General features: G+C 59.3%; 13 protein-coding genes. 2 read left to right on the top strand and 11 right to left on the bottom strand.

Annotated elements, in window-relative coordinates; all coding sequences use genetic code 11:
* Positions 1-63 precede the first annotated feature (63 nt).
* The 4 genes from astD to GIV26_RS26005 form a co-directional block, all read right to left on the bottom strand.
* Complete coding sequence (gene astD / locus GIV26_RS26020) at positions 64-1,533, bottom strand: succinylglutamate-semialdehyde dehydrogenase (RefSeq protein ID WP_161793223.1); 1,470 nt, start codon at positions 1,531-1,533, stop codon at positions 64-66.
* Positions 1,530-2,555 carry an arginine N-succinyltransferase gene (gene astA, locus GIV26_RS26015; RefSeq protein ID WP_003193612.1) on the bottom strand — a complete coding sequence of 342 codons (1,026 nt, stop codon included), beginning with the start codon at positions 2,553-2,555 and terminating at the stop codon, positions 1,530-1,532. The genes astD and astA overlap by 4 nt, the downstream gene beginning before the upstream one ends.
* 51 nt (positions 2,556-2,606) lie before the next feature.
* Positions 2,607-3,626, bottom strand: a complete 1,020-nt coding sequence (aruF, locus tag GIV26_RS26010; RefSeq protein WP_105228053.1) for an arginine/ornithine succinyltransferase subunit alpha — start codon at positions 3,624-3,626, stop codon at positions 2,607-2,609.
* Positions 3,627-3,838: 212 nt separating this feature from the next.
* Positions 3,839-5,059 (bottom strand): aspartate aminotransferase family protein, encoded by a 1,221-nt coding sequence (locus tag GIV26_RS26005; protein WP_096143499.1) that lies wholly within the window; start codon positions 5,057-5,059, stop codon positions 3,839-3,841.
* Between the two features lie 388 nt (positions 5,060-5,447).
* On the opposite strand from GIV26_RS26005, the gene GIV26_RS26000 reads away from it, so the two are divergent.
* Positions 5,448-10,475, top strand: coding sequence for a leucine-rich repeat domain-containing protein (locus GIV26_RS26000; protein WP_236282774.1), 5,028 nt, complete (start codon positions 5,448-5,450; stop codon positions 10,473-10,475).
* Positions 10,476-10,483: 8 nt separating this feature from the next.
* Here GIV26_RS26000 and argR read toward each other — a convergent pair whose 3' ends face one another.
* The 7 genes from argR to acs all read right to left on the bottom strand — a co-directional run bounded on the left by argR (position 10,484) and on the right by acs (position 18,503).
* Positions 10,484-11,464 (bottom strand): transcriptional regulator ArgR, encoded by a 981-nt coding sequence (argR, locus tag GIV26_RS25995; protein ID WP_034128470.1) that lies wholly within the window; start codon positions 11,462-11,464, stop codon positions 10,484-10,486.
* A 218-nt stretch (positions 11,465-11,682) separates the two neighbouring features.
* Positions 11,683-12,447, bottom strand: coding sequence for an ABC transporter ATP-binding protein (locus GIV26_RS25985; protein ID WP_014719598.1), 765 nt, complete (start codon positions 12,445-12,447; stop codon positions 11,683-11,685).
* A gap of 27 nt (positions 12,448-12,474) precedes the next feature.
* Positions 12,475-13,587, bottom strand: a complete 1,113-nt coding sequence (locus GIV26_RS25980) for a succinylglutamate desuccinylase/aspartoacylase family protein (RefSeq protein ID WP_205548305.1) — start codon at positions 13,585-13,587, stop codon at positions 12,475-12,477.
* A 1-nt stretch (position 13,588) separates the two neighbouring features.
* Positions 13,589-14,287, bottom strand: a complete 699-nt coding sequence (locus tag GIV26_RS25975; protein WP_034119440.1) for an ABC transporter permease — start codon at positions 14,285-14,287, stop codon at positions 13,589-13,591.
* Entirely contained in the window at positions 14,284-14,973 is a 690-nt protein-coding gene (locus GIV26_RS25970; protein WP_003193627.1) for an ABC transporter permease, read from the bottom strand. The genes GIV26_RS25975 and GIV26_RS25970 overlap by 4 nt, the downstream gene beginning before the upstream one ends.
* 91 nt (positions 14,974-15,064) lie before the next feature.
* The gene (locus GIV26_RS25965; RefSeq protein WP_034128472.1) at positions 15,065-15,850 is read right to left on the bottom strand and encodes an ABC transporter substrate-binding protein; all 786 of its coding nucleotides are present in this window, start codon (positions 15,848-15,850) and stop codon (positions 15,065-15,067) included.
* 697 nt (positions 15,851-16,547) lie between these two features.
* The gene (gene acs / locus GIV26_RS25960; protein ID WP_127882265.1) at positions 16,548-18,503 is read right to left on the bottom strand and encodes an acetate--CoA ligase; all 1,956 of its coding nucleotides are present in this window, start codon (positions 18,501-18,503) and stop codon (positions 16,548-16,550) included.
* A gap of 397 nt (positions 18,504-18,900) precedes the next feature.
* Between acs and GIV26_RS25955 the strand changes: the two genes are divergently transcribed.
* Entirely contained in the window at positions 18,901-19,170 is a 270-nt protein-coding gene (locus GIV26_RS25955; protein WP_034128473.1) for a DUF2790 domain-containing protein, read from the top strand.
* Positions 19,171-19,318 lie beyond the last annotated feature (148 nt).

The raw sequence follows: 19,318 nt of genomic DNA, 5'->3' as shown, positions 1-19,318 counted from the left end.
GTGGTTCAGTCACTTCAAATGTTGAATGAAACACCGCATTCGCGAGCAAGCCCGCTCCCACATTTAGATCAGCGTTATACCTGGCGTGAGCGTTGCCGGGACTATCAGGCTTGGCGTTTCCAACGACGCCACCGGGTACGCGCAATAATCCGCCGCGTAATAGGCACTGGCGCGATGATTGCCCGACGCCCCGACACCACCGAACGGCGCGGTACTGGCAGCGCCGGTCAACTGCTTGTTCCAGTTGACGATACCGGCGCGGCTTTCCAGCCAGAACTGCTGGTAACGCGCTTCGGAGTCCGACAACAGGCCAGCGGCCAGGCCGTACTGGGTGTTGTTGGCCTCAGCGATGGCACCGGCAAAATCCGCATAGCGGATCACCTGCAGCAGCGGGCCGAACAGCTCTTCGTCTTCACGTTCCGTCACCCCGGTTACGTCGATGATTCCAGGGGTCAACAAAGCGGCCTGAGCCTGAGGCTGGGTCATCTCCAGCAGTGCCACGGCGCCATTGGCCAACATCAGTTCCTGGGCTTGCATCAAGGCTTTGGCCGCAGCCAGGGAGATCACCGACCCCATGAACGGCGCCGGTTGCTGATCGAAAGCGCCCACTTCAATGCTCGCACTCACCGCCACCAGGCGCGCCAGCAAGGCATCGCCCCAGGCACCTTGCGGCACCAGCAAGCGGCGCGCGCAGGTGCAACGCTGGCCCGCCGAGATAAACGCCGACTGGATGATGGTGTACACCGCCGCATCCACGTCGGCGACTTCGTCCACGACCAGCGGGTTATTACCGCCCATTTCCAGGGCCAGGATCTTGTCGGGCCGCCCTGAGAATTGCTGGTGCAAGTGATTGCCGGTGCGGCTGGAGCCGGTAAAGAACAGGCCGTCGATGCCTGGGTTGGCCGCCAGGGCGATGCCGGTTTCCCGCGCGCCTTGCAGCAGGTTCAGCACGCCCGCCGGCAAACCGGCTTCGATCCAGCACTGTACGGTCAGCTCAGCGACCTTGGGGGTCAGCTCGCTCGGCTTGAACAGCACGGTATTGCCCGCCAGCAACGCCGGGACGATGTGCCCATTGGGCAAGTGCCCAGGGAAGTTGTAAGGGCCGAACACCGCCACCACACCGTGGGGTTTATGGCGCAACACAGCGGTGGCGTCGCCCAGGGGGCCGCTCTTCTCGCCGGTACGCTCGCGGTAGCTTTGCACCGAGATCGCAATCTTGTTGGCCATGCTGGTGACTTCAGTGGCCGACTCCCACAGTGGCTTGCCGGTTTCTTCGCCAATGCAGCGGGCGATTTCATCGGCACGGCTTTTAAGCGTGGCGGCGAAGGTTTCCAGCACGCTGATGCGTTCTTCGAGCGGGCGCTTGGCCCATGCCGGGAATGCCTGGCGCGCAGCCTGCACGGCGGATTCGACCTGTTCGGCACTGGCACCATTGCCAGCCCACAGCACTTGCTGAGTCACCGGGTTGCGCGATTCAAACAGCTCACCCTGGCCAGCCAGCCAGCTACCTGCGATATACAGCGAATTCATTATTTGGACTCCCGAGCAGCAGACAACGCAACAGCACGCACTTGATCACCCACCACCAGTTGCAGGCGCTTGGCGGTCTGTGGATCGACCACCAGCGTACCTGCCGCCAGACGGGCCGGAGCGGCGGTGATACGGCATTCTTCGCGCTTGCGGTTATGAATCAGGAACGGCGTGGCGTCGTCCCCCGGCGTGCCGATGGCCAACACCAGTGACTGGCTGTCGCGCACCGCACGGATCTTGCTGGTTTCACATTCCACCGCCGGGCCGGCGTCGAAAATATCCACATAGCCCTGGTAGCTGAAGCCTTCGCTCTTGAGCATGCTCAGCGCCGGCTCGGTGTCCGGGTGGACCTTGCCGATCACATTGCGCGCGTCTTCGGAGAGAAAGCAGCTGTACAGCGGGAACTTGGGCATCAGCTCGGCGATAAACGCCTTGTTGCCCACGCCCGTGAGGTAGTCGGCCTGGCTGAACTCCATCTTGAAGAAGTGCCGGCCCAGGCTTTCCCAGAACGGCGAACGCCCGGCGTCGTTGGACACACCGCGCATCTCGGCAATGATCTTGTTGCCGAACAGTTGCGGGAACTCGGCGATAAACAACATGCGCGCCTTGGCGAGCATGCGACCGTTGAGGCCGTTGCGGTAATCGGCATGCAAAAACAACGAGCACAATTCGGAATTACCGGTGAGGTCGTTGGCCAGGAACAGCGTCGGTATCTCACGGTAGATATTCAGTTCCTGGGAAGCGCTGACAGTCAGCCCAACCCGGAAGTTGTACCACGGCTCGCGCAGGCCAACGGCGCCAGCGATGGCGGAGATTCCCACCACGCGGCCTTCGTCGTTTTCCAGCACGAACAGGTAGTCGGCATCGCCGCGCCCGGCTTCGCCGCGAAAGGTTTTTTCCGCCCAGCCCACCCGGTGGGTCAGGCGCTCTTCGTTGGCCGGCAAGGTGGTGAGGCCGGTGCCAGTGCTGCGCGCCAGGTCTATCAGGGCCGGTAAATCGCTGCTGCGTACGGGACGAACGATCATGCTATCTCCTCGAACGGGCCGCTGTTGTCAGCCACCCGCGAAACTCTCTTTTTAAACCGCAACCAGGCGCACACTGGCGCCTTCGCCAACACCCAGCGCTTCGGCTGCCGCCAGGTCCAGGGTCACTGGTTTGCCGGGCGCGTAGTCCAGCTCCAGCATCACCGCACGGTAATCCTGCAACTGCGCGTTGCTCACCAGGTACTGGCGGCCAACCCCCTTGACCATCTCACCGATTTTCACTGGCACCACGCGGCTCTGGGCAATCGAGCGAATGCCCGAGACCCGGGCGTGCAGCGTCGGGCCACCGTCGAAGATGTCGATGTAATGGTCAGTTTCGAAACCTTCACGCATGAGGATGTCGAAGGTGATTTGCGCACGCGGGTGCACCTGGCCCATGGCTTCTTGCGCTTCGTCCGGCAGCAGCGGCACGTAGATCGGGTAGTGCGGCATCAGCTCGGCGAGGAAGGTACGGCTTTTCAGCCCGCACAGGCGCTCGGCGGCGGCGTAGTTGAGGTCGAAGAAATTGCGGCCAATGGCATCCCAGAACGGCGAGTCACCGTTCTCGTCGCTGTAGCCGACAATCTCGGTCACCACCGAGTCGGCAAAGCGCTCGGGATGGCTGGCGACAAACAGCAGTCGGCCACGGGAATTGAGTTCCGACCACGGCGAACCGACCAGCGCAGGCTTCACGTAGAAACTGGTGAGCAGGCTGTTGCCGGTAAGGTCGTGGCACTGGGAAAGCACGTGGATCTTGTTGTGGATCTTCAGCTCGCGGGAGGCGTGTACGAAGGTCTCGTTACGAAAGCTATAGAACGGCTCGGAGTAACCGGCCGAGGCCACGATGGCCGAGCAGCCGGCGAGCTGGCCGGTCTCGGTGTCTTCCAGCACGAAGAAATAGCTCTCTTCACCGTTGAAACTCACCTCGGCCGCAAAAGAAGCTTCGCTGGCCGCGATCTTGTCGCTCAGGCGTTCCACATCATCCGGCAAGGAGGTGACACCAATCGGGCTGTCCGCAGCCAGACGCTGTACCTCGCCCAGATCAGCCATTTGCGCGGGGCGCATCACCAGCATGGTGTCACTCCTTAACTCGAAAACTCACAGAGGAAAAAATGCCGGACACAGGCCCTGGATACACATCGGTCTCAATGTGTCAGCAGATCCATGTGGGAGCTGGCTTGCCTGCGATACAGGCAACTCGGTATATCAATGTCACCGAGGTGATGCTATCGCAGGCAAGCCAGCTCCCACATGTGTTCAGGTCCGGCCAATAAAATGTGTCGCTATCAGGCTTGCGTCAACGTCTTCACAGCACGCTCAAAACGATCCAGGCCTTCATTGATGTCCGCCTCTTCCACCACCAGGCTCGGTGCAAAACGCACCACGTCGGGGCCGGCTTGCAGGATCATCAAGTTCTCTTTTTCGGCCGCGTTGAACACGTCCTTGGCCTTGCCTTTGAAGGCATCGCTGAGTACGCAACCGATCAACAAGCCCATGCCACGCACTTGAGTGAAGATGCCGTACTGCTTGCCGATCTGCTCCAGGCGCGCCTTGAACAGGTCGTGCTTGGCATTCACACCCGCCAGCACTTCTGGGGTGTTGATCACGTCGATCACCGCTTCCGCTACCGCGCACGCCAGCGGGTTGCCGCCGTAGGTGGTGCCGTGGGTGCCGACCACCAAGTGCTTGGCCAGGTCTTCACGGGTCAGCATCGCCGCAATCGGGAAGCCGCCGCCCAGGCTCTTGGCGCTGGTGAGGATGTCCGGGGTCACACCGTAATGCTGGTAGGCAAACAGATGGCCGCTGCGGCCCATGCCGGTTTGCACTTCGTCGAACACCAGCAGCGCGTCGTTCGCGTCGCACAGTTCGCGGGCGCCTTGCAGGTAAGCCAGTTCGGCTGGCAGTACGCCGCCTTCACCCTGGATCGGTTCCAGAACCACGGCGCAGGTCTTATCGGTCACTGCCGCTTTCAGCGCAGCCAGGTCGTTATAAGGAACGTGGGTGATGCCGGTGATTTTAGGCCCGAAACCATCGGAGTACTTCGATTGGCCACCGACGTTGACGGTGAACAGGGTACGGCCATGGAAGCTGTTCAGCGCGGCGATGATCTCGTACTTCTCACTGCCAAAACGGTCGAACGCCACGCGACGGGCCAGCTTGAAGGCGGCCTCGTTGGCTTCGGCGCCGGAGTTGCAGAAGAACACGCGCTCTGCAAAGGTGGCGTCGATCAGCTTGTGGGCCAGGCGCAGCGCCGGCTCATTGGTGAACACGTTGGAGACGTGCCAGAGTTTGTTGGCCTGTTCGGTCAAAGCACCGACCAGTGCCGGATGGGCGTGGCCTAGAACGTTAACCGCGATGCCGCCGGCAAAGTCGATCAGCTCTCGACCGGCCTGGTCCCACACGCGCGAACCTTGGCCACGCACAGGAATAAAGGCAGCAGGTGCGTAGTTGGGCACCATCACCTGGTCGAAATCGGCACGTTGCACCGGGGCTTGCTCAACGGACATCGGAGTCTCCTGAAGAGGAACGCCTGCCTGGAACTGGCGGGCGATGCAGGGATTGTAAGGACAGTTTTCAGTGGGGCCTTGTCGCCAAGCGACAACTTCTTATAGCGCCAACCCGTGTTTTTTGCGGGTTTACGCCAATGCGACAAATAGCGTCGCAATGGCGCAGTTTAAACGCTGCGGCAGGTTTACGTCAGGATCATGCAGCGAAAGGGTTGGCGCGCCCTGACGATCTAACCGCGCCTACCTGAGTTCCGGGCAGCACGGCCTGATAAGCAAGGGAGGCAAGCGCAAGATCTGCAGATTTCGTTGCGGGCATCACTATATATGCTCCCGCCCTGCATCAAAGTTGGTGTGATGTCGCTGCCTCAACTCAATGAAGATCCAGCCCATGCCCACCCCAACTCAAACCTCGCTCTCCCAACACCTCGCACAAGTCGCAGCCGTAGTGCCCGCCGAGGTCAACCCCCGCCTACCGAAATGGCTAGGGAACGCCTCAAGTGCCCGGCGCCAGGCCCTGAAAAACAGCCCAATTGAATTCGCCGATTGGTATGGCGATGCCAACCGCACCCAGCAAGCTCCCGCCAAGAAGGCCCTGGAGAACAGTTGGAAGGCACAAAACCAAGTCGACAGCGCCCTGTCCACGCTCCAATCCCCGCAGGCATTTGCCGCCCCCTTGCTGCAGCAGGCACTCAAGCAGCAGTACGACGCCGACTGCGACGTCAGCGCTATTTACCTGCGCTTGTATATCCCACAGACCACACCGCTGCTTCCCATAGAAACTGGCGCCAAAACCTGGACCGTTTCACTGGTGGAGGCGGCATTGCACAACTTTGATGCGGACGAAAGCAAGCCGACGGCATATGCCCCAGAGTCGACATTCATTACTCAGCCCTCCGCCACCGGGCAATTCAACACGCTGCCCCAATTACGCGAGAAAATCAGCATCGCGCAATTCATTGGGTTATGCCGCACGCTGGATGTCGGCAAGCAATACCAGCGCTACCTCAAGAACCTTTTGGGCTTCAATGACGCGGCGATCAAGGCTCAACTGCGCCAAAAGGTCATCAACAGCCTGAAAGCCGACGCCCAAGCCAGCTTGCATATGGCGCAGCTGAAAAAAGATGTATCGCCCCAAGCGTTCAATGCACTTCGCAGCTTTCTCAAAAACCTGATCGGCGACCTGAACGGCAGGCCGTTGCTGTGCCATGACCTTAGCCTGATGAACGCCCCCTTGACCGGCATCGTGCTGTTCGCCGCCGACCTGGAGTCCAATCGCAGCGCCGTCCCGATGGTGGCCTACATTCCGGGCGACCCGCAATCGCCGCTCAAGTATTACGCCAACGGTCAGGCTTTCATGCAGGACCTGGCGAACAAACTGCGCAGCGCCGACTATCAGGCGTTTTTCAGCCGTTTCGTCAGGCATGAACAGCGTGGCTACTTCTTTGCCGATCTCAACAGCCGCTTATCACAGGTCGTCTGGCACGAGCATGTTTCGGGCGACCCCCGCCCTGTCTGGCGTGACGAACCCGTGGCCAAAACCAACCTGCAATTCTATGCGACGAAAATCACCAACGACCTGTACGAGCACCTGTATGAGAACAAGCTTGATAAGTTGCTCAACGATGCTCGCGTAACGGCCATTCCCACCGCCGACGCTGACAGAAATGCTCGCTGGCGGCACTGGGAGGTTGTGCAGAAAATCGGTGAAGCCATTCTCGAAATCGCCGCCTTCATCGCAACACCCTTTGTTCCGCCGCTGGGCTTACTGATGCTCGGCTATACCACCTATCAACTGCTCGACGATGTGTTCGAAGGCGTGCTCGACTGGGCCGAAGGGCTCAAGCGCCAGGCATTCGGGCACCTGATGTCAATCCTTGAGCAAATGGTCCAACTGGGGATGTTCGCGGTCGGCGCACCGATAGCCGAAAACCTGTTGCGACAGACGCTACCGAAGGCGCTATGGGACTTCTTTGACAGACTCACTCCGGTGACCACCGACCGTAAAACCCGTCTGTGGAACCCCGACCTGGCGCCCTACGCCCACGACATTCAACTGGTTCCAGGGTCGCGCCCCGGCCCGCAGGGATTACATGCCCATCAACAAAAGCAGATCCTGGCGCTGGACGGGCAATTTTTCTCCATCAAACAACCCTCGGGCAACGCTAGCCTTGAACACCCTACGCGCCCCCACGCTTACCGCCCACGCGTACTGAGCAATGGCAAGGGCGCCTGGTTGACGCCCGTGGATCGCCCGTTGACCTGGAATCGCACCACCTTGCTGCGCCGGCTCGGCCCATCTGCCGAAGGTATCAGCGAAGCCGGTCTTGAAAGAGCCAGTCGCATCAGCGAGACCAATGATGACGCCCTGCGCAAACTGTACATGGACCACCAACCGCCACCGCCGCTGTTGGCCGACACACTCAAGCGCATCCGGATCGATGAGCAGCTGCAAACTTTCATCGACCAAATGAACAGCGATGACCCTGCGATGTATCAGAAGGCTGATACCCAAACGCAACTGTGGCTGCTGAGCCAGACGGGCCTATGGCCCGAATCCAAGACCCTGCGGTTTCTCAACGCCAAAGGTGAAACCGTCTGGGAGCACAAAGGCCATAAAAACGCCGCCGTGGCACAGATACACGAAGCCCAGATGAACAACGGCGATTTGCTGACGATCGTGCTGGAAACCTTGAATGAGTCGGAACGCAAAACCTTGCTTGAAGAGCCGTTCGGCCCCACGCCCACCCTGCCTGCACGCACCGCCAAACTGCGCAAACAACTGGCACGCGCAGCTCAGAAAAGCCGCGCCTCGCTGTTCGACTCGCGTTATCGCGGGCTGGAGATAACCGCTGACGCACGCCTGCAAACCATCATCGACGCCGCGCCCGGCCTGCCAACGAGCGCCGCCGAAGACGTATTACGCTGCTCCACCGGCCAGCAGTTGCTGGACATCGACCAAGGCACGGTACCCGCACCGGTACTTGAGCGAGCACGCTGGGCCGCTCATCACGTTCGAATCAGCCGGGCGCATGAAGGGTTGTACATGACCGCTCTGGAAAACAGCGACACCCACCGCCTCGCCCTGCACTCGCTGGAAAACCTGCCGGGCTGGTCGCCGTCTGTGCGCCTGGAAGTGCGCGATTTCAAGCAAACCGGCAAGCTGCACGATGCAATCGGCGCTCCTGAAGCACCGATCAAACGCACCCTGGTGCGTACCATCGAAGGCGAGTACATCCCCGAAGACGAAAAAGGCATGGTGCTTGCCGAAACGGATTTTTACACTGCCGTCCTGCAGGCCCTGCCTGACACTCAGCGCGATGCGCTGGGCATTCATATCGGCCAGGGTCCGTTGCTGCGGCAAACCTTGAGCCAGCGCCCCCTGACACGTGAGGCGATCGGCGCGCTGTTGGCCCAGGATCCAGTGCGCAAACCTGCCTACGACCCCAGGTTGATGCGCCTGCCCGGCGGCATGGAAGGCTACCCCGCCACACCGCCAGAGGCCGGCAACACCCCCGAATTGGCGTTGTTACACGAGCTGTACCCTGGCCTGAGCCCGCAAGAGCTGACTCAGACACTGGACATTTTGAACAGCTATCCCAGCACTCCCTTACAGACGCTCCGCTACCTGAAAAACGAGCTTTTACGACTGAAAACCGATCTGATGGCCTGGCGATCGAGCCTCTTGCAGGCCTCTCTCAACACCGATGCCCCGCTACCCCCTTCCACCGTCGCCGAAGCGGAACTGCACCGCTGGATATGGACACAAGAACTGCTCCGCGGCTGGCGCCATGAAACGCCGATCGATACTGACCACGCAATCGGACGCACACTGAACCTTGGCTACCCCATACACGGCGAACTGCCTGTACTCAATGCAAACTTCGATCACATTTCCAGTTTGACGCTAAAGGGTTACCCCACTACCCGGGGAGCGCCAGGTTTCCTCACCCACTTCCCCAACCTACGTACGTTGCATCTGAGCGACGTTGCCCTCAACACAATTCCTCCCGAGGTCATCGCACTTTCTCACCTTGACAGACTGACGCTGCGCAACTGCAACCTGACCCTGCAAAACCGCGCAGACCTTGATCCATTCACAGGACTCAAAAGCCTGGACCTGTCCAACAACAATCAGCTGTCACGGTCTCCCAACCTCGGGCACATGCCTGAACTACAGACGCTGAACCTGAGCGGAACCCATATCTCCCTGTTTCCCGAGAACTTGCTCAATCGCCCCCAACTAGTCAGCGCCGATCTGAGCAACAACTATTTGAGTCGGCTGCCTGATTTGATCTTCCAACTGCCAGGCAATGCCGCCAAAGCCTTTAACCTGTCAGGCAACGGGTTCTCACGCGCCACGCTGCAGAGGATCAAAGCCTATTGCCAGATAACCGGCGAACATTTTGGTGCTGATGCCAACCCCGCGCAGAGGCTTATGGTGCAAGCGCTTTACCCCAAGTACAGCGTCGACCAGGCGAATAACTTCATCTTCAGGCTGCCCGGCGGCCTGGACGACTCAATGGCACACTTGGTGCGCTTGAAAGCGGACTACGAGCGTCTTCAAGCCGATTTGCAGGAATGGATAGTGAGTGTGCCGGCGCAGCATCCGCGTACGAGGGCACCACTGGACGAGCAAGCCCAGGCTCAGCAGCAGTTGGTGCGAGACGAATTCAAAACAGTGCTGGAAGCAGCCTGGCGACGGGAAACCGCTCTGGACTTCGATCAAGAGCCGCCTGCCGCCTCCCACGAAATGGAAGTGACGCTGGCGCCGCTAGGCGATCTACCGTCATTGAATATCGATTTCGAGCACATTTCGAAGCTGGAATTGAGAGCAGAGGAAACTACGTCGATTCCCCAGGGATTTCTCGAGCACTTTCCCAACCTGGAAAGCCTGCTGATCTACCGCTATGCCTTGAACGACATTCCTGGCGCCGTGTTCAATCTACCCAAACTCAAGTCACTGAGCCTTGCAAACAGCCATATTCGCTTGACCACCACCAGCGCCGACGCTCTGAGCGACCTGCAAAACCTTGAGTACCTGGACCTGAGTCATAACCCGCTGGGCGTCGCGCCCGACATCAGCAAAATGTCGGGACTGACAGGTTTGATGATCGAAGAAGCCGGCCTCACGCAAGTGCCGAACGGAATATTCAACCTGCCATCGCTTGATCAAGTGAGCTTGCGCAATAACCAGATTAGCGAGCTGCCCAGCGACCTCCTTGAAATGGATGCAGACAGAGCCCAGGGCTTCGACCTCAGCGGCAACCCCTTCTCGCCCGCGGCGATCGCCATGCTGCGCAGTTATTACAACCGCACGGCGGTAAGTTTCGATGTACCGGAAGCTTTACACCCCCCGCCGATCAATCCCAACCAGGACTCCGTCAGCGGTGGACCCGACACAGAGGGCGATGAATAGCCCGCCGCTCAACCGCGCTCGGAGGGCACCGACGACAACTCGAACGGGCTGCTGCTGCGCCGTTGGTTGCGGTCTTCACGGGGCGTAGCGCCGAAGAAGTTACGGTAGGCGCTGGAGAAATGCGGCCCCGAGGAGAAGCCGCACGACAGGCCGATCTGGATGATCGACTTGCTGGTTTGCATCAACATCTGGCGCGCCTTGTTCAGGCGCAGTTCCAGGTAATACTGGCTGGGAACGCGGTTAAGGTACTGCTTGAAGATGCGCTCCAGCTGTCGTCGTGACACGCACACGTGCTGGGCAATTTCATCGGTGGTCAGCGGCTCTTCAATATTGGCTTCCATCAACAACACCGCCTGGGTCAGCTTCGGATGGCTGGAGCCCAGGCGGTTTTGCAACGGAATGCGCTGGCGCTCGCCGCCCTCACGGATGCGCTCCACCACCAATTCTTCAGACACGGCACCGGCCAACTCGGCGCCATGGTCACGGGCCAGTACCGCCAACAGCAGGTCAAGTACCGACATGCCTCCGCAAGCGGTCAGGCGATCACGGTCCCAGTCAAACAGGTGGCTGGTGGCGATGACCTTGGGGAAACGCTCGGCGAAATCGTCCTGCCAGCGCCAATGCACGGCAGCACGATAACCATCCAGCAAACCAAGCTGGGCCAATGGGTACACGCCTGCCGATAACCCGCCTATCACGCAACCAGCCCGAACCAGTTGCTTGAGCGCGGTGCTGAGCTGGGAGGCGATGGCGGCAGGCGGCTCATCCGCCAGCAGGAACAGTTTCTGAAAACCTTCCAGCTTGCCGGCCCACGGCTCGCCCGGCAGTTGCCAGGCCCCCTCGGTTTGCGGCTCGGCCTGCAGAAACGACAATTCGTAGACCACATCCGGATGTACCCGCTGAGCAACGCGCAAGGCCTCCTCAGCCAGCGCAAGCGTGAGTGCTTTTGTGCTGGGCCAAATCAGGAAACCAATTTTGTGGGCGGTCATGGAGTGCTATCCGGAGCGAAAACGGTGAAAGAAGCTGTGGGCCAATGCTAGCCCGTAAACCAACACAAATCTCAAAAACAATGAAGCCCTGCCCTCCTGTAGGAGCGAGCTTGCTCGCGAAAAACCTGAGAACGCCACGGGGTATCAGGCTTCCCGCGTTATCGTTGACGATCTTCGCGAGCAAGCTCGCTCCTACAGGGGAGGGGTGGCAACCTTGACTATTTCAAGCTGCCGGACAGGAATTGCTGAAGGCGCTCGGACTGCGGGTTCACCAGCACTTCGCGAGGATTGCCCCGTTCTTCAACAATGCCTTTGTGCAAAAACACCAACTGGTTCGACACTTCGCGGGCAAAGCCCATTTCGTGGGTCACCACCACCATGGTGCGGCCTTCCTGGGCCAGGTCCTGCATGACCTTGAGCACTTCGCCCACCAACTCCGGATCCAGCGCCGAAGTAGGTTCGTCGAACAGCATCACCTCAGGCTCCATCGCCAGCGCACGAGCAATCGCTACGCGCTGCTGCTCGCCACCGGACATGTGGCCCGGGAACGCATCCTTACGATGGCCCACGCCGACTTTGGCCAGGTAATGCTCGGCCTTTTCACGGGCCTCTTTCTTCGATATGCCCAACACGTGCACCGGGGCTTCCATCACGTTTTCAATCGCGGTCATGTGCGACCACAGGTTGAAATGCTGGAACACCATGGACAGGCGTGAACGCATACGTTGCAGTTGCTTGGGGTCGGCAGCCTTCATGGCGCCGTCCTTGTTGGCCACCAGTTTCAGCTCTTCGTTATTGAGCAGAATCTTGCCGGCGTGGGGCTGCTCCAGCAGGTTGATGCAGCGCAAAAAGGTACTTTTGCCCGAACCGCTGGAACCGATGATGCTGATCACATCACCGGCGGCGGCGGCCAGGGACACACCTTTGAGCACTTCATGACTGCCATAGCGTTTATGCAGGTCTTGGACTTCAAGCTTGTACATGCGGTCGGTTCTCACAAAAACAGGTGGTCAGTCGTTGAGCAAGCGCCCGTGACGCAGCGCTTCGCGCCCCGCCACCTTGGCCAGCCAGAAACCCGCTTGGGCATAACGTAGCCGTTCAACGGCAAACAACACCCCCGAGGTACCCGCGCAAATAGTGCTTACGCGGTCGGTCAGGGGGTCAATCACTTCAAAAATCTCATCGCCGGTTTCTACCCAGTCGCCCGCTTTACGCAGGTAACTGATCACCCCGGCATGGGGCGCGAACAGCAGTTCGGTGCCCTCGAAAGGCACACCTTCGCAAGGTTCGTGTTGCGGCGCGGGCCACTCGCCCTTGATCAAGCCTTGTTCGGCGAGGAACGCAAGGATGCCTTCGGCGTGGAAGATGGCTTCATCACGGCCGGTGTCGGCCTGGCCGCCCAACTCCAACGTCGTTGCCAGGCAGGCCAGCGGAATCTGCGCCTGCGGGAACATGCGCGACAAACGCAGCCACGGCAACGAGCACGCCTCGTCAAACGAACTGCCGCCGGAATCTTCCGCCAGCAGGCCGACCTTCACATTCAGATGTGCCGATAGCGACCGCCACTGCGGCCAGTGTTGGGGCAGCGCGTACATGTGCAGTGCCGCTTCGGCGTCGCAATGCAGGTCCAGCACCACATCGGCGGTGCAGGCATGGCTCAGCAGGATACGCTGCATGCCTTGCAACTGGCTGCTCGGCTCGGGCAAGGCGGCGAGCGTATCGCTCATGGCCTGGCGAATCATGCGCACATTGGCGTGCGGGTCATCACCCAGTTTGCCTTGCAAAAATGCACCGACCGGCTCGCTCAACTCAACGAAGTCGCGATTGAAGTTCTTGCCGCTGCCCACTTCGAAACGCCCCTGGTGGCTGCCTTGCAACAGCTGGCCAAGGCCCATCGGGTTAGCCACCGGCACCAGCTCGATCACGCCGTTGAGGGCGCCCTGCTGCTCCAGCTTTGTGAGGCGTTTTTTCAGTTCCCACGCGGCACGCATACCCGGCAACTCATCGGCGTGCAGGCTGGCCTGGATATAGGCCTTGCGCTCGCCGTTGCCAAAGCGGAACACGCTCAGTTGGCGCTCGCAGCCCAAATGCCCCCAGGGCAGCAGATGATCGATACGTTCCATATCAGTGCTTCCGTGGAGCCAGGTAGCTCAGCCAGCGGCGCTCGGCCAACTTGAACAGGCGCACCAGGATGAAGGTCAGGCACAGGTAGAACACGCCGGCGGTGATATAGGCTTCGAACGGCAGGTAATACTGGGCATTGACCGTACGCGCGGCACCGGTGATGTCGATCAGGGTAACGATGGACGCCAGGCTGGTGGTCTGCAGCATCATGATCACTTCGTTGCTGTACTGCGGCAGCGCGCGGCGCAGGGCCGACGGCAACAGGATGCGGCGGTACAGTTTGTAGCGCGACATGCCCATGGCCTTGGCCGCTTCGATCTCACCGTTAGGCGTGGCCTTGAGGCTGCCGGCGATAATTTCGGCCGTGTAGGCGCTGGTGTTGATCGCAAACGCCAGGCACGCACAGAATGTCGCGCTGGACAGCAGCGGCCACAGGAAGCTTTCGCGTACCGCTTCGAACTGCGCCAGGCCGTAGTAGATCAAAAACAGCTGCACCAGCATCGGCGTGCCGCGGATCACGTAGGTGTAAAGCCAGGCCACGCCGTTGACGATCGGCTGCTTGGACACGCGCATCAAGCCCAGGGGCAAGGCCGCGAGCAGGCCGAAGAACAGCGAGATAGCGAGCAGTTTCAGGGTGGTCAGCAAGCCGCCAAGGTACAGCGGCATGGCCTCCCAGATGACGTTGTAGTCGAAGATCATAGATCAGCCGCCCTTACGCCTACCGAGTAGCGCTTCTCAAGGTAACGCAAGGCCAGCAACGACACGCTGGTGATCACCAGGTACATCGCCGCCACTGCGAGGAAGAAGGTAAAAGGCTCGCGGGTGGCGTCTGCCGCCTGCTTGGCCTTGAACATCATGTCTTGCAGACCTACCACCGAAATCAGCGCGGTGGCCTTGGTCAATACCAGCCAGTTGTTGGTAAACCCGGGGATCGCCAGCCGAATCATCTGCGGCACCATCACCCGGAAAAACACCTGGAAGCTGCTCATGCCATACGCCAGGCCGGCTTCGGCCTGGCCCTTGGGAATGGCCATGAAGGCGCCACGGAAGGTTTCCGAGAGGTAAGCGCCAAAGATGAAACCCAGGGTGCCGATACCGGCGGCCAGGGGGTTCAAGTCGATATAGTCGTCAAAGCCCAATAGCGGCGCGACGCGGTTAAGCAAGTCCTGACCGCCGTAGAAAATCAGCAGGATCAGCACCAGGTCGGGGATCCCGCGGATCACCGTGGAGTACAAGTCGCCCAGCCAAGCCAGCCAACGTACCGGCGACAGGCGTAGCGCGACCCCGATCAGACCCAGAACAATGGCCAAGGCCATGGACGACAAGGCGAGCTGAAGCGTCAACCAAGCGCCATCGAGGATAACGGCCCCGTAGCCTTTCAACATGATTCAGGTCCTCGAAAAGGGGGATGAAAAAATGGCGCAAACTTCAGGATGACTGTTGCTTGCGCCATTTCGGACAGACAGCTGCGATGAGTTACTTGGCGTCAGCGCCGTAAATATCGAAGTCGAAGTACTTGTCCTGGATTTTCTTGTATTCGCCGTTGGCACGGATTGCAGCGATGGCCGCATTGATGCGCTCAAGGTTTTCTTTGTCGCCTTTGCGCACTGCGATGCCGATACCGTCGCCGAAGTATTTGGCTTCGGTGAACGATGGACCTACAAACGCGTAGCCTTTGCCGGCGTCGGTTTTCAGGAAACCATCTTGCAGCAGGGTGGCGTCAGCCACGGTACCGTCGAGACGACCGGCAGCCACGTCCAGGTAGATTTCGTTCTGGGTACTGTAACCCTTGATATCCGCACCTTTTGGCGCCAGGACTTCACGGGCGAAACGATCGTGGATCGAACCGCGCTGCACACCGATCTTCTTGCCTTTGAGTTCATCCAGGCTGTCGCTGACGGTGGTGCCTTCCTTCATCACCAGACGCGCTGGGGACAGGTAGTAGCGGGTGGTGAAGTCCACGGATTTCTTGCGGTCTTCAGTGATGGACATGGACGACAGGATCGCGTCGATCTTGCGCACTTTCAACGCCGGGATCAGGCCATCGAATTCCTGCTCGACCCAGGTGCACTTGACGTCCATCTGCTTGCACAGCGCATTGCCGATGTCGTAGTCAAAACCGACGATGCTGCCATCCGGTGCCTTGGAGGCAAACGGAGGGTAAGCCGCTTCGATACCAATTTTCAGCGGCTTGCCTTCGGCGAAAGCCTGCATGGACAGCACGGACAGCGCCAGGGCGCCCAACAGCACGAGTTTCTTCATCTTGGGACTCCATCGGTATAGGGCAAAAACAGCAGTATGAGCCATGGCCCACGATGCGGCGAAGGTGTAACCGAATAGCGGTGCTGCGTCCTGCGCGGGCGACACCTGCGACGACGAGCGAGTGATCGGCATTCTAACGACAGGCCGGAAGCCGATATTTCCTCAATGCGACAACAATTTACAGAAGCACTGAGAAAGCGGTTCCAACACATTGACAGCCTCTGAATTTTATGCAGAGACAAAAGATATTAAACCTGATGATGCTGCAAATTGCGGGCCTATTATTCGCAAACCCTTCTAGCACGGCAAGTCTGGCGTTTAATCTTATTTTTTGGAGTGTCTAGAACGCGGTTTTTCGGGGCGGGGGCGTGGTCCATTGCCCCAGCTTTGTGCGGGTGGTTACACATTTGGGCGGGCCGGTAACATTCAGAAATGTCCTACCGGAAAAACCGATATTTATTGGCTTGGTTGTGATGCGGCTCTGTCAGACCGACACCCACACCCCTTTATGAAATGCGATCTGAACTGTGGGAGCTGGCTTGCCTGCGATAACGGTGTATCAGCCAAAGATGGGCTAACTGATAAATAGCTATCGCAGGCAAGCCAGCTCCCACACTGCATCTCGGTGTTACATGGCCCCCCACAAAAAAGCCCCACCCGGCTTGCACCGAATGGGGCTCTGTCCCACCTACCCCGCTTACGCGACGCTCATGGTCTTGTGCGTTTCAATCAAATGCGCCACCACGCTCGGATCTGCCAGGGTGGAGATATCCCCCAACCCATCGTATTCAGCCGTGGCGATCTTGCGCAAAATGCGCCGCATGATTTTCCCCGAGCGCGTTTTCGGCAACCCAGGCGCCCACTGGATTACGTCCGGCGAGGCAATCGGCCCGATTTCCTTGCGCACCCAGTTTTTCAGCTCCAGGCGCAGTGCTTCGTTGGGCTCTTCACCATTCTTCAAGGTGACATACACATAAATGCCCTGCCCCTTGATGTCATGCGGCACACCCACCACCGCCGCCTCGGCGACTTTGGGGTGAGCAACCATGGCGCTCTCGATCTCGGCGGTGCCCATACGGTGGCCGGACACGTTCAACACGTCATCCACGCGACCGGTGATCCACCAGTAACCATCTTCATCGCGACGGGCGCCGTCACCGGTGAAGTACATGCCGCGGAACGTCTTGAAATAAGTGTCGACGAAACGATCATGGTCGCCGTAGAGAGTACGGGCCTGGCCTGGCCACGAATCGAGGATCACCAGGTTGCCTTCGGCAGCACCTTCGATGATGTTACCGAGGTTGTCCACCAGTGCCGGCACCACACCAAAGAACGGTCGTGCGGCCGAGCCTGGCTTGAGCGCGTGGGCGCCTGGTAATGGGCTCATCAAGGTGGCGCCGGTTTCGGTCTGCCACCAGGTATCGACGATCGGGCAACGGGATTGGCCGACGTTCTTGTAGTACCAGTCCCAGGCTTCCGGGTTGATCGGCTCACCCACCGAACCCAACAGGCGCAGGCTGCTGCCGTCGGCGCCTTCACAGGCAGCGGTGCCGGAGGCCATCATGGCGCGGATCGCGGTCGGTGCGGTGTAGAGGATGTTGACCTTGTGCTTGTCGACGATCTTCGCCACGCGGGTGATGTCCGGGTAGTTCGGCACGCCTTCAAACAGCAGCGTGGTCGCGCCGTTGGCCAGCGGGCCGTAGACGATGTAGGTGTGGCCAGTGACCCAGCCGACGTCGGCGGTGCACCAGTAGATTTCGCCTGGGCGATAGTCGAATACGCGCTCGTGAGTCAGGGCCGCATAGAGCAAGTAGCCACCGGTGGTGTGCTGCACACCCTTGGGCTTGCCGGTAGAGCCGGAGGTATAGAGGATGAACAGCGCTTCTTCGGCGCCCATTTCTTTTGGCGCGCAGACGGTGCCCGCCACTTTCATCAGGTCTTCGTACCAGATGTCGCGATGCTGGTTCCACTTGATCGCGCCATTGGTGCGCTTGCACACGATCACCTTCTGGATGCTGCTGGTTTCCGGGTTGGTCAGTGCGTCGTCAACGTTAGCCTTAAGCGGAATTTTCTTACCGGCGCGAATGCCTTCGTCAGCGGTAATCACCACTTTCGACTTACAGTCGATGATGCGACCGGCCAGGGCTTCTGGGGAAAAACCGCCAAACACCACCGAATGGATCGCGCCGATGCGGGTACAGGCCAGCATGGCGACCACGGCTTCGGGAATCATCGGCATATAGATAGTCACCACATCGCCGCGGTGCACGTCCTGGCCGCGCAAGGCGTTGGCGAACTTGCAGACTTCTTCATGCAACTCGCGGTAGGTGATGTTGCGGCTCTCGGCAGGGTCGTCGCCCTCCCAGATGATTGCGATCTGGTCGCCACGCTCGGCGAGGTGACGGTCCAGGCAATTGTAGGAAACGTTCAGGGTGCCATCGGCGAACCATTTGATGTCGACATGGTGGTCGTCGAAAGAGGTCTGCTTCACCGCGGTGAAAGGCTTGACCCAGTCAAGGCGCTTGGCTTGCTCGCGCCAGAAGCCATCGGGGTTGACCACCGACTGCTGGTACATAGCCTTGTAGGTCGCCTCGTCGGTCAGCGTGTTGGCTGCTACTTCGGGGCGAACGGGGTACAGGGAAGCCGCACTCATCTTTCTTACCTCGGTGACATAGTTGTTGTTGTATGGCCCCTGTTGTAGCCGGGGTGGGCCTATAGAACCATTCGACGATGGTAGTAACAAGACCCTACAAATTGCCCTGCTATGCCTTTTCACCGCTCTGGCCCGCGTGCTGCGGCGGCTGACAGGTTTCTGAAAAAATCTTGATTGAGGGATTGTTACAAAAACCGCCAAAAGTGTTTATCAAAAGCACGGGTATATGAATATAACGCGCAGGCCTAGAATCAACTCCGCCAACACGGCACCGAGATTAACAACGCAACAGCCCCCACGAAGGCAACGTTAATCCGAACTTCCCAACTTTTAAGTGACACACGCGGCCTCACAAGGGCCCCGTGCCCCCTTTCGCCCTGAAGAAGGTAATGAAGAAATGAAAGCGTTATTAGTGATCGCCCTGAGCAGCTTGTGCGCCACCGCCGCCCTGGCGGACGAAGCCCCGACTGAACTGGCCGGCCAGAACGCCCCGATTGTCGAGGACTACACCTATAGCACGCACTTGGATGTGGCCAAAGTCTTGTCCATGAGCAGCATTCCAGAAGTCTGCGAAGTTGTACCGGTGAAGATGGAATATGAAGATTCTCAAGGCCAGCGTCATATTCTTAACTATCAAGTGATGGGCAATGGTTGCTCTAACGGCTAACAACTTCTGAAGTTGGATTCTTAATTGCCGCAAGAAATCGTTCTTGCGGCCAAGAACCCGCCCTTGAATACACCCCACATCAATTGTGGGAGCTGGCTTACCTGCGATGGCGATTTCAGCCACGACCACTCTTTTTACGCCCCCTTCC

Source organism: Pseudomonas sp. PA-1-3F, assembly GCF_021609665.1.
GTDB classification, from domain to species: Bacteria; Pseudomonadota; Gammaproteobacteria; order Pseudomonadales; family Pseudomonadaceae; genus Aquipseudomonas; species Aquipseudomonas paracarnis.
Note: the sequence above shows the minus strand (reverse complement) of the source record. Positions and strands in the feature narration are given on the sequence as shown.

What these genes read in the sequence shown, in the direction of transcription:
- astA (WP_003193612.1), bottom strand. Translation starts at nt 2,555, where the DNA reads ATGATCGTTCGTCCCGTACGCAGCAGCGATTTACCGGCCCTGATAGAC.
- aruF (WP_105228053.1), bottom strand. Translation starts at nt 3,626, where the DNA reads ATGCTGGTGATGCGCCCCGCGCAAATGGCTGATCTGGGCGAGGTACAG.
- GIV26_RS26005 (WP_096143499.1), bottom strand. Translation starts at nt 5,059, where the DNA reads ATGTCCGTTGAGCAAGCCCCGGTGCAACGTGCCGATTTCGACCAGGTG.
- GIV26_RS26000 (WP_236282774.1), top strand. Translation starts at nt 5,448, where the DNA reads ATGCCCACCCCAACTCAAACCTCGCTCTCCCAACACCTCGCACAAGTC.
- argR (WP_034128470.1), bottom strand. Translation starts at nt 11,464, where the DNA reads ATGACCGCCCACAAAATTGGTTTCCTGATTTGGCCCAGCACAAAAGCA.
- GIV26_RS25985 (WP_014719598.1), bottom strand. Translation starts at nt 12,447, where the DNA reads ATGTACAAGCTTGAAGTCCAAGACCTGCATAAACGCTATGGCAGTCAT.
- GIV26_RS25980 (WP_205548305.1), bottom strand. Translation starts at nt 13,587, where the DNA reads ATGGAACGTATCGATCATCTGCTGCCCTGGGGGCATTTGGGCTGCGAG.
- GIV26_RS25975 (WP_034119440.1), bottom strand. Translation starts at nt 14,287, where the DNA reads ATGATCTTCGACTACAACGTCATCTGGGAGGCCATGCCGCTGTACCTT.
- GIV26_RS25970 (WP_003193627.1), bottom strand. Translation starts at nt 14,973, where the DNA reads ATGTTGAAAGGCTACGGGGCCGTTATCCTCGATGGCGCTTGGTTGACG.
- GIV26_RS25965 (WP_034128472.1), bottom strand. Translation starts at nt 15,850, where the DNA reads ATGAAGAAACTCGTGCTGTTGGGCGCCCTGGCGCTGTCCGTGCTGTCC.
- acs (WP_127882265.1), bottom strand. Translation starts at nt 18,503, where the DNA reads ATGAGTGCGGCTTCCCTGTACCCCGTTCGCCCCGAAGTAGCAGCCAAC.
- GIV26_RS25955 (WP_034128473.1), top strand. Translation starts at nt 18,901, where the DNA reads ATGAAAGCGTTATTAGTGATCGCCCTGAGCAGCTTGTGCGCCACCGCC.